Source organism: Micromonospora sp. KLBMP9576 (assembly GCF_050941805.1).
Lineage (GTDB): Bacteria > Actinomycetota > Actinomycetes > Mycobacteriales > Micromonosporaceae > Micromonospora.
In genome coordinates this window covers 5,988,810-6,002,958 of record NZ_CP194567.1, presented here as the reverse complement: position 1 = coordinate 6,002,958, position 14,149 = coordinate 5,988,810, and the positions used below count along the sequence as shown (strand labels likewise).

The window sequence follows — 14,149 nt, the reverse complement described above, 5'->3', positions numbered from 1 at the left end:
CAGGGACACCGGTCACGGCGACGGCAGGTGGGCCAACTGGACCAGGCGCACGCCCTCGCGTCGGGTGACCAGCCGGCCCCGTCCCGGGGGCAGCGGGCCGGGCTTGACCGGACCGACCAACGCCCCCTCGTCGGGGCTGCCCGCCATCACCAACCCCGCCGTGGAGAGCTCGCGCAGGCGCTGCACGAGCGGCTCGTACTGGGCCCGCCCGGCACCGCCCGAACGGCGGACCAGCACCAGGTGCAACCCGACGTCCCGGGCGTGCGGCAGATGCTCCTCCAGGGCCCGCAGCGGGTTGACCGGCCCGCTGGCGACCAGGTCGTAGTCGTCGACCAGCACGAACAGCTCCGGCCCGGACCACCAGGACCGCTGCCGCAACTGGGCGGGCGTGACCTCCGGCCCGGGCGCCCGGGCCGCCATGTAGCCGGCGGCCGACTCGATCAGGTCTGTGGTGTGCGCGGCGGCGGAGCCGTACCCGATGAGGTGCGGCGACGCCGACTCGGTGAAGTCGACCAGGCTGCGGCGGTAGTCGACCAGGATCACCCGGGCCTGCTCCGGGGTGAACCGGGTCGTGATCGAGGTGGCCAACGCCCGCAGGAACGACGACTTGCCGCACTCGGCGTCGCCGAAGACCACGAAGTGCGGTTCGGTGGCGAAGTCCAGCACCACCGGGCGCAGGTCCGCCTCGGCGATCCCCACCGGGATGCGCAGGCCGCCTGTCGCCTCCAGGTCCAGCTCGGCGTACGGGAGCACCGGCGGGAGCAGCCGCACCGGCGGCGCGACCGGGCCGCTCCAGCCCTCGGCGGACCGCCTCACCAGCTCCGTCACGTCGCCGCCCGAGGCGGCCAGCTGCGGCAGCGCGGTGAGGAAGTGCAGGCTCTGCGCGGTGATGCCCCGGCCAGGGGTCTTCTCCGGCACGTTCGCCGCCGCCCGGCGGGCCACCAACGAGTCCGCCGGGTCGCCGAGGCGCAACTCCAAGCGGGAACCGAAGAGGTCCCGGATGGCCGGCCGGAAGTCCAGCCAGCGCACCGCCGTCGCCACCACGTGCACCCCGTACGACAGGCCCCGGGTGGCCAGGTCGGTGATGAGGGGCTCCAGGTCGTCGTACTCGCCGCGCAGGGTCGTCCAGCCGTCCACCACCAGGAACACGTCGCCGAACGGGTCGGCACCGGGCTGGTCGGTGCCCGCCAGCGCGGCCCGGCGCTGCCGCCAGGCGGCCATCGACTCCACGCCCAGCTCGGCGAAGCGCCGCTCCCGGTCGACCAACAGGGTGGCGATCTCGCCGACCGTGCGCCGGACGGCCGTCGGGTCCGCGCGCCCGGTGACCCCGCCCACGTGCGGCAGGTCGCGCAGCGCGGGCAGCCCGCCGCCACCGAAGTCGAGGCAGTACACCTGCACCTCGGCGGGAGTGTGGGTGAGCGCCAGGGCACAGATCAGCGTGCGCAGCGCTGTCGACTTGCCGCTCTGCGGCGCCCCGATCACCGCGACGTGGCCGGCGGCGCCGTCCAGCGCCAGCCAGAGCAGGTCGCGCCGCTGCTCGAAGGGCTTGTCGACCACCGCGACCGGCACCTGGAGGGCGCCGTGCAGCTCGGGGTTGCCGAAGGTGAGGCCCCGCGCCGGATCGACGCCGATCGGCCCGAGCAGCTCGTCCAGCGCCGGCGCCCGGCCGAGCGGCGGGAGCCAGACCTGGTGGGCCGGCGGTCCCTGCCCGGCCAGCCGGTCGACCATGAGCTCCAACAGGCTCTGCGTGCCGGCCTCCTCGGCGGCGGCGGGCAGGGCGGGCGGCCCGACCGGCTCCGGCTCGGGCACGAGGTGGGTGGAGAAGGCGAGCAGGCGCGGGGCCCCGGCGCCACCCGCACCCGTTGCCGTGCCGCGCCGGCGCAGCGCCCCCGAGACGTACGCGGCCCTGAACCGCATCAGTGGTTCGGTGCCGAAGCGCAGGTAGCCGTGGCCGGGGGAGCGGGGCAGTTCGTGCGCGTCGGGCACCCCGAGCACCGTGCGCGACTCCAGCGCCGAGAAGGTCCGCAACCCGATCCGGTACGACAGGTGGGTGTCGAGTCCGCGTAGCCGCCCCTCCTCCAGCCGCTGGCTCGCCAGCAGCAGGTGCACGCCCAGCGACCGGCCCAGCCGACCGATCTGCACGAACAGGTCGATGAAGTCCGGCTTGGCGGAGAGCAGCTCGGAGAACTCGTCGCAGATCAGCAGCAGCGACGGCAGCGGGGCGAGCGGGTTGCCGGCGGCGCGGGCCCGCTCGTAGTCGCGCAGGCTGGCGAAGCTGCCGGCCCGGCGCAGCAGCTCCTGGCGGCGCATCAGCTCGCCGTTGATGGCGTCGACCATCCGGTCGACCAGCGGCAGCGCGTCGGCCAGGTTGGTGATCACGGCGGCGGTGTGCGGCAGCCGGTCGAAGGAGGCGAAGGTCGCGCCGCCCTTGAAGTCGACCAGCACGAAGTTGAGCTGCTCCGAGCTGTGCGTGGCGGCCAGCCCGAGCACCAGGGTGCGCAGCAGCTCGGACTTGCCGGAGCCGGTCGCCCCGATCAGCAGGCCGTGCGGGCCCATCCCGTCCTGCGCCGACTCCTTCAGGTCCAGCTCGATGGCGCCGCCGTCGGCGCCCACCCCGATCGGCACCCGCAGCCGCTCCCGGGTGGACCGGGGCGTCCAACCCTGCTCGGCGGTGAAGCTCTCCGGGTCGCCGAGACCGAGCAGCTCGGGCAGGCCCGGCTCCGCGCCCGGCGGGGCGTCCGGGCCGCGTGCGGCGGTGGCCAGCCGCAGCGGGGCCAGCCGCCGGGCGACGGCCTCCGCGTCGACGGGGTCGAGCCGGTCCGCCGTGCCGACCTCGGCGTGCCCCTGCGCGGAGTGGGAGTGCAGCCGGTCGCGGCGCAGCTCAAGCAGCAGCGCGAACCGGTCCAGCAGGCGCGGCGGCGGGGTGTCCAGGTCGATGATCGTCACGGCGTCGATGCCGCCGTCCCCCGTCAGGTCGGTGGCCCCCGTCAGGTCACCCCCGTCGAGCACCACCACGACGTGCGGGCCGTCGGTGGCCGCGCCGGCGGGGCTGAACCGGGACCGGCTGGCCAGCACGTCGTCCAGCAACGCCTCCAGTTCGGCGCCCGCGCTCGTGACCAGCCGGACCGGGCCGAGGGCGTCGGTGCGGGTGGGGTGGTGGGCGTGCGGCAACCACTTGACCCACTCCCAGGCGGCCCGCCGTTCCGGGCCGGCGCAGACGGCGACGAGCAGCTCGTCCGGGGCGTGGAAGACCGCGAGCTGGGCGAGCATCGCCCGGGCCAGTGCCTGGGCGGCCGTCGGGTCGGCGGGTCGGCCGTCGGTGGCCGGGACCGCGGTGGCGTCACGGACGAAGACCCGGGCGAAGCTGCGCAGCGAGAGGGCCACCGGCAGGTCGGGCACCACGGAGTACGCGTCCAGGAACCGGCGCAGCGCGCCGGCGGTCATCGGTTCCAACTCCTCGAGCGGGCGGGTGACCGGCGGTACCAGGGGGGTGGCGAGGGTCTGCGGGCCGACGGCGACCCGGACCACAGCGAAGTCCGGGTCGGCGGGGCGGCGTTCCCAGACCCGGTGGCTGTCGACGGTCGACCAGAGCCGGCCGGGATCCGGGTGCCGGTAGTAGAGCCCGGCGCGCTGCCGGCCGGCGGTCTGCCGGACCCGGCGCCGCAGCACGGCCAGGTGCCGCAGGTACTCCCGGCGGGCGGCCATCATCTCCGACTTCTTGGGGGTGCCGGAGGAACTGCCCCACGAGGTCATCAGCATCGCCAGCGAGGAGAGCCCGAACATCCCACCGACGACGTAGGAGTATGCGCCCCCGCCCCGGCCGAACATCATCGCCATGGCCACCGTGCCGCCGAGCATGGGCAGCACCATGAGCAGCTGCTGCCAGCGTCCGCCGGCGACGGCGGGGATCTCCGGCGGGGCGTCCACCGGCAGCTCGCCCACCGGGATCTCCGGCGCGGGTCGGCGGGGTGGCCGCTTGATGACGACGGTGGACACTCGACCTCCTGACAGCGCTCGGTAACCCGAGCCTGGCTCATGGTAGGTAAAGTCCTGTCGTCCGCGCAGCCACCAACGCCGCCGAGGATGGAGATGAGTCGATGACGATCGGGCTTGCCCGGGTCACCATCAGCGCCCCCCAGCGGCGCGTGGACGTCGCCCTGCCCGAGCAGGTGCCCCTCGCCGAGCTGCTGCCCGAGGTGCTGCGTCACGCCGGCGAGGGGCTCGCCGACGACGGCGAACGGCACGGCGGCTGGGTGCTGCGGCGCACCGACGGGGCGGTGCTGACCACCGCCCAGGCGCTGCTGCCGCAGGGGGTCCGCGACGGCGAGGTGCTGCACCTCGTGCCGGCCCGCGCCCAGTGGCCCGAGCTGGAGTACGACGACGTGGTCGAGGCGATCGCCGACGGCGCCCGGCGGCGCGGCGGGGCCTGGTCACCGGCCGCCACCCGGGCCGCCGCCCTGGCCGGGGCGGCCGTGCCGCTGGCCGTCGGGCTGCTCGCCGTCACCCTCGGCGGGTCGGCGCGCGAGGCGGCCTGGCCGGTCGCCGCCGTGGTGGCGCTGCTGCTCACCCTCGCCGGGGTGGTGGCGTCCCGCGCCCACGCCGACGGCCCGGCCGGCGCGACCCTGGGTGGCTACGCCCTGCCGTACGCGGCCGCGGCGGGCGCCCTCGCGGTCAGCTCCGGCGACCCGGTCGGGCCACTGCCGGGGCTGCGCTGGATCGGGGCGCCCGAGCTGCTGGCCGGCTCGGTGGCGCTGCTGCTGGTGTCGGTGCTCGGGCTGGTCGGCGTGGCCGCCCGCCTCCGGGTCTTCGTGGCGGGCGCCACCACCGGGTTCGTCGGCGCGCTGGCCGCGCTCGGCGGCCTCCTGCTCGGTCCGGCCGGCACGGCGGCGGTCCTGCTCTGCGTGCTGGTCTTCGCCGTGGGGGTGGTGCCGCTGCTGGCCATCCGGCTCGGCAAGGTGCCGCTGCCCCCGATCACCCTGCCCACGGGCGAGCTGGAGGGCGCCGACCGGGCCCGCGACCTGCCCGACCGGGACCGGGTCTACGCGGCGGTGGCCCGCACCGAGGAGATGCTCACCGGGATGCTGCTCGGGCACGCCGTGCTGACGGTCGGCACCGCCGTGGTGCTGGGGCTCTCCGGCGGGACGGCCGGCCGGCTGCTGGTGGCGGTCGCCGGGGCGGTGCTGCTGCTCCGCTCCCGGCTGTTCGTGTCCCTGCGGCACCGGGTGCCGACCGTCGTCGCCGGGCTCGCCGGGTTCGCCGTGCTGGGCGCGGTGCTCGTCGGCCGGTCCGGGCCGACCGGCCGCCTCGCGCTGGTCGTCGGCGGGCTGGCGTTGGCTCTCGTGACGGTGACCGCCGGAGCCACGTACGCCCGCCGGCCGGTGTCGCCGTACGTCGGGCGGGTCGCGGACCTGACCGACACGGCCCTGGTGGTGTCGGTGGTGCCCGTCGCCTGTGCCGTGCTCGGCCTGTACGAACGGGCCCGGGGGCTGCTCGGCTGAGCGGCCCCCGGGCCCGTCGGCGTCCGGTGGGTCAGTGCGCGGACTCGCCGCGCGCCTCGGCGTCCCTGGCGCGCTGGTACGACGCCACGACCTCCGCCTCGGCCTCGATCCGCCCCACCCACGTGGCGCCCTCGACCGACTTGCCGGGCTCCAGGTCCTTGTAGACCTCGAAGAAGTGCTGGATCTCCAGCCGGTCGAACTCGCCGAGGTGGTGGATGTCGCGCAGGTGCTCCTGGCGCGGGTCCTCGTAGGGCACGCAGAGCACCTTGTCGTCGCCGCCCTTCTCGTCCGTCATCCGGAACATGCCGATGGTGCGGCACCGGATGAGGCAACCCGGGAAGGTCGGCTCGGGCACCAGCACGAGCGCGTCCAGCGGGTCGCCGTCCTCGCCCAGCGTGCCCTCGATGAAGCCGTAGTCGGCCGGGTACTGGGTGGAGGTGAAGAGGGTGCGGTCCAGCCGGATCCGGCCGGTCGCGTGGTCGACCTCGTACTTGTTGCGGTGACCCTTGGGGATCTCAACCGTCACGTCGAAATCCATCTGCACGCTCCCTCGTCTGCCCACGCTGGCCAACGGAAACCAGCGGCCCGCCGTCCCGTGGGGGTGTTTGCCCACCCGCAGGCTCCGGCCGCCGCATAGTGTTCGGACCGAAGTAGTGTCACCCAAGCAGATTTTCGCGGGGGAGGAGGGGGTCGTGGGGAGGGAAGATTCACACTATCGTCCGGGTTCCGATGCCGGGGCGGCTTCCGGGCGATCCGCTCCCGGCGGCGCCACCGGGCGGTTCCCGGTGCCCGGCACGCACCCCTCCCGCCCGCCCGCGCCCCCGGCCGGCGGCCCCCCGCCCGGCCCGGTCCCCGGCGGCGACCTGACGCCCGCCCCTCCTGGCGGGCGGGGCCCGACGCCCGGCTCCCCGCCGGATGAGCGGGGCCCGTCGGCCGGCCCGCCCCCGGGCGACGGTGGCCGGGCCCAGCCGGGCGGTGGAGACTCCCCGCCCGGGACGACCGACCTCTGGGCCGCCGCCGCGGCCCGTCCCGCCGGCGGGGTTTCCCGCCCCGGCCAGGCCCCGGCTCCTGCCGCCGCCGTGCCGCGCCGCCGGGCCCTGCCGGTCGTGCTGGTGGCGGCGCTCGTGCTGGTCCTGGCCGCCGTCGGGGTCGCCGTGGTCCGGCCGGGCCCCGTCGCGGGCTGGCTGGGCGCCGAGCCCGCCGGCCGTGGGACCACCGCCGAACAGCCGGCCGAACCGGCGCCCTCGGCGGTGCTGGCCGGCGCGGACCCGAACGCACCGATGCCCACCCCCGAGGGCGTACGCGCCGCGCTCGCCCCGCTCGTGGGCGTGCCGGCCCTCGGCGACCGGGTCCACGTCTCGGTGGCGGATGTGACCACCGGCCAGCCGCTGTTCGGCCGGGGCGAGGACGACGGCACGGTGCCCGCCTCCGTGACCAAGCTGGTCACCGGGGTCACGGTGCTCGCCGCGCGCGGTCCGGCGTACCGCATCCCGACCCGGGCGGTGGCCGGCGTGGCGCCGGGCGAGGTGGTGATCGTCGGTGGTGGCGACCCCACGCTGGCGGTGGACAAGAAGGGCTTCTACCCGGGCGCGGCCCGCCTGGACGACCTGGCCGGCCAGGTGCGCGACGCGCTGGGCGGCACGAAGCCGACGAAGGTGACCGTCGACTCGTCGCTCTACTCCGGCCCGGTGTTCGAGCCGGGCTGGGACGACGACATCCCCACCGGCGGCTACGGCGGCCCGATCACGGCGCTGATGACCGACGGTGCCCGCAGCGACGTGACCCGGGCCAGGAAGGACCACGCGGCCGGCAACCACTGGGCCGAGCGGGTCTCCCAACCCGACCTCGCCGCCGGCCGGGCCTTCGCCCGGCTGCTGGGCGTGCCGGACGCCGCGGTGAAGCGCGGCACCGGCCCCGCCGCCGGCGCCGCGACCCCCGGGCCCGGCGCGGAGCTGGGCAAGGTGGAGTCGCTGCCGATGGTCCGGCTCGTCGACATGATGATCAGCGACAGCGACAACATCATCGCCGAGGCGCTGGCCCGGCAGGTCGCGCTGGCCCGCGACCGGCCCGCCTCGTTCGTCGGCGCCGGCGCGGCGATGGACGCGGTGGCGGCGGAACTCGGCCTGCCGGCCGACGAACTCACCCTCGCCGACGGCAGCGGCCTGTCGCGCAGCAACCGGATCAGCCCCTCACTGCTCACCGACCTGCTCGCGGTCGCCGGCGACGGTGGCCGCCCGGAGCTGGCCGCGATCTTCGGTGGCCTGCCCGTCGCCGACTGGTCCGGCACCCTCGCCGGCAGGTACTCGACGGCGGCGACGAAGGCGGGCGCCGGCGCGGTCCGCGCCAAGACCGGAACGCTGACCAAGGTCCACGCCATCGCCGGCCTCGTCAGCACGGCCGACGGGCGGCTGCTCACCTTCGCGGTGCTCACCGACGACGTCCCCCCGGACGGGCTGAAGGACGCCCGGGCGGCGCTGGACCGCATCGGCGCCGCCCTGGCCGGCTGCGGCTGCCGCTGACCCGCGACCGGGGTCGATCGCCGGGCGGCAGCCCGGCCGGGGTGTCGCCGCGCGGGTACGGTGGGGTGCATGGCGCAGTTCGTGGACTGGGATCTGGCCGCCGCTACCGCGGGGGCGCTGAGCAAGTCGGGCCCCCGGGTGACGTACACCGAGGCCACCGACGTGGTCGGTGAACTGCGGCGGCTGACCGACGAGGCGGCGGGGCACGTCGCGGACTACACGGGCCTGCACGCCCAGGTGTCCCACCCGCCGGTGCGGGTGGTCGACCGGCGGGACTGGGCGGCCACCAACATCGCCGGGCTGCGCGAGGTGATCACCCCGCTGGTCGGCCGGCTCACCAGCGACAAGCAGCCGGGCGCGTTGACCGAGGCGATCGGCTCCCGGGTCACCGGCGTGCAGACCGGCACCGTGCTGGCGTACCTCTCCGGCCGGGTCCTCGGCCAGTACGAGGTCTTCTCCGCCGACCCGGGGCAGTTGCTGCTGGTCGCGCCGAACATCGTCGAGGTGGAGCGCAAGCTGGGCGTCGACCCCCGGGACTTCCGGCTCTGGGTCTGCCTGCACGAGGTGACCCACCGCACCCAGTTCACCGCCGTGCCGTGGCTGCGGGCCTACTTCCTCAGCGAGGTCCAGGCCTTCGTGGACGCGTCGTCGAACGGCGGCGAGCACCTGCTGGAGCGGCTGCGTCGCGGCGTGAGCACCCTCTCCGACGCGGTGAAGGACCCGGAGAGCCGCACCAGCGTGCTGGACATCGTCCAGACCCCGGCGCAGCGGGCCGTGCTGGACCGGCTCACCGCGCTGATGACCCTGCTGGAGGGGCACGCCGAGTTCGTGATGGACGGCGTCGGCCCGCAGGTGGTGCCGAGCGTCGAGCGGATCCGGGCGGCGTTCACCCGCCGCCGGCAGGCCGGCAACCCGCTGGAGAAGGCCATCCGCCGGCTGCTCGGCATGGAGGTCAAGATGCGCCAGTACGCCGAGGGCCGCAAGTTCGTGCACAACGTGGTCGACCGGGTCGGCATGGCGGGCTTCAACAAGATCTTCGGCTCGCCGCTCACCCTGCCCCGGCTCGAGGAGATCGAAGACCCGGACGCCTGGGTGGCGAGGGTGCACGGGCCGGTCGGCCCGGTCGTCGGCTGACCGGGCGACGACGCCCGTGGCCGCACTCGCCCCGCCGGTGGCCGCGATCCGGGTCGCGGTCCGCCGCGCGCTGACCGACCTGACGCCCTCCGGTCCGGTGCTGGTCGCCTGCTCGGGCGGGGCCGACTCGCTCGCGCTGGCCGCGTCCGTCGCGTTCGTGGCGCCCCGGCTGGGTCGCGCCGCGGGTCTCGTGACGGTCGACCACGGCCTGCAGGAGGGCTCGGCGTGGCGGGCCGCGGCGGTGGTCACGTGGGCCGGCGAGGCCGGCCTGTCGCCGGCCGAGTCGGTGCGGGTCGAGGTGGCCGGGCGGCCGGGCGGACCCGAGGCGGCAGCCCGCGAGGCCCGCTACCGGGCGCTGGCGGAGGTGGCCGACCGACTCGGCGCGGCGGCCCTGCTCACCGGGCACACCCGGGACGACCAGGCGGAGACCGTGCTGCTGGCGCTCGCCCGGGGTGCCGGCCCGCGTGGCCTGGCCGGGATGCCCGCCCGGCGGGACCTCGACGGGGTGCCGCTGCTGCGTCCGCTGCTCGAGGTGGGTCGGGAGCAGACCCGCGCGGCGTGCGCGCTGCTCGGGCTGCGCCCCTGGGACGACCCGCACAACGCCGACCCGTCGTACGCCCGGGCCCGGGTCCGGGCCGACGTGCTGCCCGCCCTCGTCCGCGCGCTCGGGCCGGGGGTGCTCGACAACCTGGCCCGGACCGCGCGGCTGGTGGCGGCGGACAACGCCGTCCTCGACGAGGCAGCCGACGCCGCCCTGGCCGACGCCCGCCACCCCGACGGCGGGCTCGCGGTGCGGGCGCTTGCCGGCCTGCCGCCCGCCGTGCGCGGCCGGGTGCTGCACGCCTGGGCCCGGGAGCTGGGCGCCCCGCCCACCGCCCTGTCGCACCGGCACGTGACAGCCCTGGACACGCTGGTCACGGGCTGGCGCGGGCAGGGGGCGGCGCACCTGCCGGGCGGGCTGCGGGTGCTGCGCCGCGACGGCCGGCTCACCTGCGTCGATCCCCGCTGACCGTCGGGGCGCCGGAGCAGAGGTGGGGTGCGGGGCCGCGGGAGCCGCCGCGAGGCGGTAGACATGGCGCATGGCGTACCCCCGACAGCCGCTCTTCGCGCCGCACGGAGCGGTGGCGACGAGCCAGCCGCTGGCCGCGGCCGCCGGCCTGGCCGTGCTGCGTCGCGGCGGCAACGCCGTCGACGCGGCGCTGGCCACCGCGATCACCCTCACCGTGGTGCAGCCCCCGTCCAACGACATCGGCGGCGACCTCTTCGCGATCGTCTGGGACGGCGAGCGGCTGCACGGCCTGAACGCCTCCGGCCGGTCCCCGGCGGCCCTGACCCGCGAGCTGGTGCTCGCCGCCGCCGGGGAACGCGGCGCGGCCCCGGTCGAAGCGCTGGGGGGCGCGCAGCGGGCCGGGCCGGCGATGCCCGCCCGGGGTTGGCTGCCGGTGACCGTGCCCGGTGCGCCGGCCGGCTGGCGCGACCTGCACGACCGGTTCGGCTCGCTGCCCTTCGCCGAACTCTTCGCCGACGCCATCGGCTACGCCGAGCACGGGCACCCGGTCTCCGCCGGCGTGGCGGGGATCTGGTCCCGTGCGCTCGCCGCACCGGCCGGGGGGACCGGTGCGGAGTTCGACCGGGTCTTCGCGCCCGGCGGTCGGGCGCCGCGGGCCGGACAGCGGTGGCGCAACCCGGACGCGGCCCGGACCCTGCGGCTGATCGCCGACACCGGCGCGGAGGACTTCTACCGGGGCGGCATCGCGGCGGCCCTGGCCGCGCACGCGGCCCGCACCGGGGGCCTGCTCACCGGCGACGACCTGGCCCGGCACACCTCGACCTGGGTGTCTCCGGTGTCAGCCCGCTACCGGGATCACGAGGTGTGGGAGCTGCCCCCCAACGGGCAGGGCGTCGCCGCGCTGCTGGCGTTGCACATCCTGGCGGGGACGGACCTCGCCGGGCTGTCGCCGGCGGAGCGCCTGCACCGGCGGATCGAGGCGATGAAGCTCGGCTTCGCCGACGCGCACGCCCACGTCGCCGACCCGGAGCGGGTCGCGGTCCCGACGGCGGCGTTGCTCTCCCCGGCGTACGCGGCGGCCCGGCGCGCGCTGATCACGGAGCGGGCCGGGGAGCCGACGGCCGGCGACCCGGAGCGCGGCGGCACCGTCTATCTCTGCACGGCCGACGCCGGCGGCATGATGGTCAGCCTGATCCAGTCGACCTACCTGGCCTTCGGCTCGCGCGTGGTGCTGCCCGGGCACGGTTTCGCCCTGCAGAACCGAGGGCTGGGGTTCCGCCTCGACCCTGCCCATCCGAACGTCGTGGGGCCGGGAAAGCGGCCGTTCCACACCATCATCCCCGGCTTCCTGACCCGGGACGGCCGGCCCGTGGGTCCGTTCGGGGTGATGGGCGGGCACATGCAGCCGCAGGGGCACGTGCAGTTGGTCTCGGCGACCCTGGACGACGGGCTCGACCCGCAGGCGGCCCTCGACGCGCCGCGCTGGTACTGGCACGCCGGCCGTTCGGTGCTGGTCGAGCCGGAGCTGGTCGCCACCGCCGAGGGGCGGGCGGTGCTCGCCGAGTTGCGGGCCCGGGGCCACGAGGTCGCGGTGGCGCGGGAGCCGGCGGTCTTCGGTCACGGGCAGGCGATCTGGCGGCTGCCGGACGGCGGGTACGCCGTCGGCTCCGAGCCTCGGATAGGCGGTGGGGCGGCCGGCTGGTGACCCGTTCCCCGGCCGGCGGCCGGTCGTCGATCCCCGGTCAGGCCCGCGCCCGGTCGCGGAACGTGTTTCGGTAGACGTGCGGGGTGGCGCCGACCCGGCGGGCGAAGTGGTGCCGCAGCGCCGCCGAGTCGCCGAAGCCGGCCCGGTCGGCGACGGTTTCGACGCTGAGCCCGGTCTCCTCCAGCAGGCGTCGGGCCAGCAGCACCCGCTGGTTGGTCAGCCAGTCGTGGGGCGTGGTGCCGGTCTCGGCGCGGAAGCGCCGGGCGAACGTGCGCGGTGACATCTCCGCCCGCGCGGCCAGCTCGTCGACGGTGACCGGGCGGTCCAGGTGCCCCATCAGCCACTCGAGCACGGGCTCCAGGGTCGGCGCCTGCGGGGTCCTGGGGATGGGCGCCTCGACGTACTGTGCCTGCCCGCCGTCGCGGTGCGGGGGGACGACCATCCGGCGCGCCAGCCGGGTGGCGGTCGCCGAGCCGTGCTCCTGGCGGACCAGGTGCAGGCAGGCGTCGATGCCGGCCGCCGTGCCCGCGCTGGTGAGCAGCCGCCCGTCCTGTACGTAGAGCGAGTTGCCGCGGACCCTGGCGCTCGGGTGGCGGCTCTGCAGTTCGTCGACGTAGCGCCAGTGGGTGGTGCACTCCCGGTCGTCGAGCAGGCCGGCCTCGCCGAGCACGAACGCCCCGGAGCAGACGCTGAAGATGTAGGCCCCCCGGTCGGCGGCCCGGCGCAGCGCGGCGAGCGCGGCGGCCGGCACCACGGTGCCGTGCTGGTGGGCCGGCACGGCGACGAGGTCGGCGTCGTCGAGCGGGCCGAGGTCCGCGTGCGGGGTGAGGTGGAAGCCCGATGACGTGCGGACCTGGGCCCCGTCGGGGCCGCACACCTGGAAGCGGATCTCGGGGAATCCGTCGGCGGTGCGGTCGGTCCCGAAGACCTCGGCGAGGACGCCGAGCTCGAACGTGGCGACCCCGTCGAGGGCGAGGACGGCGACCGATCTGAGCATGTGACGAGGGTAACCGCGCGGGTGGCAGGAAATCGAGGGCGAGTGGCGTTCCTGCCGCTGTCCGGGTGGTGGGAGGCGGCGGAAACTGGTGTCAGCCCGGTGCGCACCGGCGGCGAAAACGACATCAACCACGCGAAAGCGAGCGCCGCCATGGAGATCCTGCTCTTCGTCCTCTTCCTCGTCGTCCTGGCCGTGGCCTCGGCCGCCGGCATCACCACCGACAGCCGGGACTCGGCCGACTGGAAGCCCTCCGAGGACGGCCGCCGCTGGCGGTCACGTGCCTGCTGAGGTGATTGACGCACTGCGTAACTTTTGTCCGGGGTGGGACCGTGCCCAAAAGGGGCGGCCCCGCCGACGGAGACCATCCGGCGTACGGCAGGCTAGGAGCATGGCTGACGGCTCCTGGTACGACGCCGACATCGACCACGTGATCATCTCCGAGGCGCAGATCCGCGAGAAGACCGCGGAACTCGCCAAGCAGGTCTCGGCGGACTACGCCCACGTCGATGACGGGCTCCTGCTGGTCTGCGTCCTCAAGGGCGCGGTGATGTTCATGGCCGACTTCGCCCGGGCGCTGGGTCGCAGCGGGCCGCCCGCCGAGCTGGACTTCATGGCCATCTCGTCCTACGGCCAGGGCACCACCTCCTCGGGGGTGGTCCGCATCCTCAAGGACCTGGACCGGGACATCGCCGGACGGCACGTGGTCGTGGTCGAGGACATCGTCGACTCCGGCCTGACCCTGTCCTGGCTGCTGCGCTACCTGGAGTCCCGCTCGGCCGCGAGCGTCGAGGTGGTCGCGCTGTTCCGCAAGCCCGACGCGGTCAGGGTGCCGGTGCCGGTGAAGTACGTCGGCTTCGACATCCCGACCGAGTTCGTCGTCGGCTACGGCCTCGACTTCGGCGAGCGCTACCGCGAACTGCCCTACGTCGGCGTGCTCAAGCCCGAGGTGTACGCCCGGGCCTGAGCCCCTCCCCACCCGGGCCGGGCCCTCCCGCTCCGGCCTGAGCCGCGCTCGCATCGGCGATCATCGAGCGGACGTTCAGCGGGCTCCCAGCGAACCGGTCTACGGTATAGCCGGTGGCGTGGAGGCTTTCTCCGCACCCGACCCCCCGAACCCGCCCCGCAGGGCGGACGGGAGGACGGGTGGGAGTTCCCGTCACACCGGTTGGACCCGGTTCGCCCTACGCGTAATTGTTGGGCTCGCAGGCCCGCTCCGCGCGCGCGGGATGTTCGCATCGTGCGTGGTCGCGGGGTTGGTGGGCTCGTGCGGTGCGCGCACAGCTGTAC

General features: G+C 75.9%; 10 protein-coding genes. 7 read left to right on the top strand and 3 right to left on the bottom strand.

Annotated elements, in window-relative coordinates; genetic code table 11:
* Positions 1 to 12: 12 nt before the first annotated feature.
* On the bottom strand, positions 13 to 3,996 hold the full coding sequence (gene eccCa / locus ACQ452_RS26720; protein ID WP_433388355.1) for a type VII secretion protein EccCa: 3,984 nt from the start codon (positions 3,994 to 3,996) through the stop codon (positions 13 to 15).
* Positions 3,997 to 4,097: 101 nt separating this feature from the next.
* Here eccCa and eccD point away from each other — a divergent pair, with 101 nt between their 5' ends.
* The gene (gene eccD, locus ACQ452_RS26715) at positions 4,098 to 5,498 is read left to right on the top strand and encodes a type VII secretion integral membrane protein EccD (protein WP_433388354.1); all 1,401 of its coding nucleotides are present in this window, start codon (positions 4,098 to 4,100) and stop codon (positions 5,496 to 5,498) included.
* 31 nt (positions 5,499 to 5,529) lie between these two features.
* Here eccD and ACQ452_RS26710 read toward each other — a convergent pair whose 3' ends face one another.
* The gene (locus ACQ452_RS26710) at positions 5,530 to 6,036 is read right to left on the bottom strand and encodes an inorganic diphosphatase (protein ID WP_433388352.1); all 507 of its coding nucleotides are present in this window, start codon (positions 6,034 to 6,036) and stop codon (positions 5,530 to 5,532) included.
* Between the two features lie 541 nt (positions 6,037 to 6,577).
* Between ACQ452_RS26710 and dacB the strand changes: the two genes are divergently transcribed.
* The 4 genes from dacB to ACQ452_RS26690 all read left to right on the top strand — a co-directional run bounded on the left by dacB (position 6,578) and on the right by ACQ452_RS26690 (position 11,865).
* Positions 6,578 to 8,017 (top strand): D-alanyl-D-alanine carboxypeptidase/D-alanyl-D-alanine endopeptidase, encoded by a 1,440-nt coding sequence (gene dacB, locus ACQ452_RS26705; protein ID WP_433388350.1) that lies wholly within the window; start codon positions 6,578 to 6,580, stop codon positions 8,015 to 8,017.
* 69 nt (positions 8,018 to 8,086) lie between these two features.
* Positions 8,087 to 9,151 (top strand): zinc-dependent metalloprotease, encoded by a 1,065-nt coding sequence (locus ACQ452_RS26700; RefSeq protein ID WP_433388348.1) that lies wholly within the window; start codon positions 8,087 to 8,089, stop codon positions 9,149 to 9,151.
* A 16-nt stretch (positions 9,152 to 9,167) separates the two neighbouring features.
* Complete coding sequence (gene tilS / locus ACQ452_RS26695) at positions 9,168 to 10,160, top strand: tRNA lysidine(34) synthetase TilS (RefSeq protein ID WP_433388347.1); 993 nt, start codon at positions 9,168 to 9,170, stop codon at positions 10,158 to 10,160.
* 70 nt (positions 10,161 to 10,230) lie between these two features.
* Complete coding sequence (locus tag ACQ452_RS26690; RefSeq protein WP_433388345.1) at positions 10,231 to 11,865, top strand: gamma-glutamyltransferase family protein; 1,635 nt, start codon at positions 10,231 to 10,233, stop codon at positions 11,863 to 11,865.
* 37 nt (positions 11,866 to 11,902) lie between these two features.
* Here the strand turns inward: ACQ452_RS26690 and ACQ452_RS26685 are convergent, their stop codons facing one another.
* Positions 11,903 to 12,862 carry a GlxA family transcriptional regulator gene (locus ACQ452_RS26685; RefSeq protein ID WP_433388343.1) on the bottom strand — a complete coding sequence of 320 codons (960 nt, stop codon included), beginning with the start codon at positions 12,860 to 12,862 and terminating at the stop codon, positions 11,903 to 11,905.
* 42 nt (positions 12,863 to 12,904) lie between these two features.
* Between ACQ452_RS26685 and ACQ452_RS26680 the strand changes: the two genes are divergently transcribed.
* Together ACQ452_RS26680 and hpt are read left to right on the top strand one after the other, a co-directional pair.
* Positions 12,905 to 13,150 carry a hypothetical protein gene (locus tag ACQ452_RS26680; protein WP_433394499.1) on the top strand — a complete coding sequence of 82 codons (246 nt, stop codon included), beginning with the start codon at positions 12,905 to 12,907 and terminating at the stop codon, positions 13,148 to 13,150.
* Positions 13,151 to 13,250: 100 nt separating this feature from the next.
* Entirely contained in the window at positions 13,251 to 13,826 is a 576-nt protein-coding gene (gene hpt, locus ACQ452_RS26675; RefSeq protein ID WP_433388341.1) for a hypoxanthine phosphoribosyltransferase, read from the top strand.
* Positions 13,827 to 14,149: the final 323 nt, after the last annotated feature.

Bases quoted from the DNA above. Each gene is read 5' to 3' on its own strand.
- eccD (WP_433388354.1), top strand. From the start codon at position 4,098: ATGACGATCGGGCTTGCCCGGGTCACCATCAGCGCCCCCCAGCGGCGC.
- ACQ452_RS26710 (WP_433388352.1), bottom strand. From the start codon at position 6,036: ATGGATTTCGACGTGACGGTTGAGATCCCCAAGGGTCACCGCAACAAG.
- ACQ452_RS26700 (WP_433388348.1), top strand. From the start codon at position 8,087: ATGGCGCAGTTCGTGGACTGGGATCTGGCCGCCGCTACCGCGGGGGCG.
- ACQ452_RS26690 (WP_433388345.1), top strand. From the start codon at position 10,231: ATGGCGTACCCCCGACAGCCGCTCTTCGCGCCGCACGGAGCGGTGGCG.
- ACQ452_RS26685 (WP_433388343.1), bottom strand. From the start codon at position 12,862: ATGCTCAGATCGGTCGCCGTCCTCGCCCTCGACGGGGTCGCCACGTTC.
- hpt (WP_433388341.1), top strand. From the start codon at position 13,251: ATGGCTGACGGCTCCTGGTACGACGCCGACATCGACCACGTGATCATC.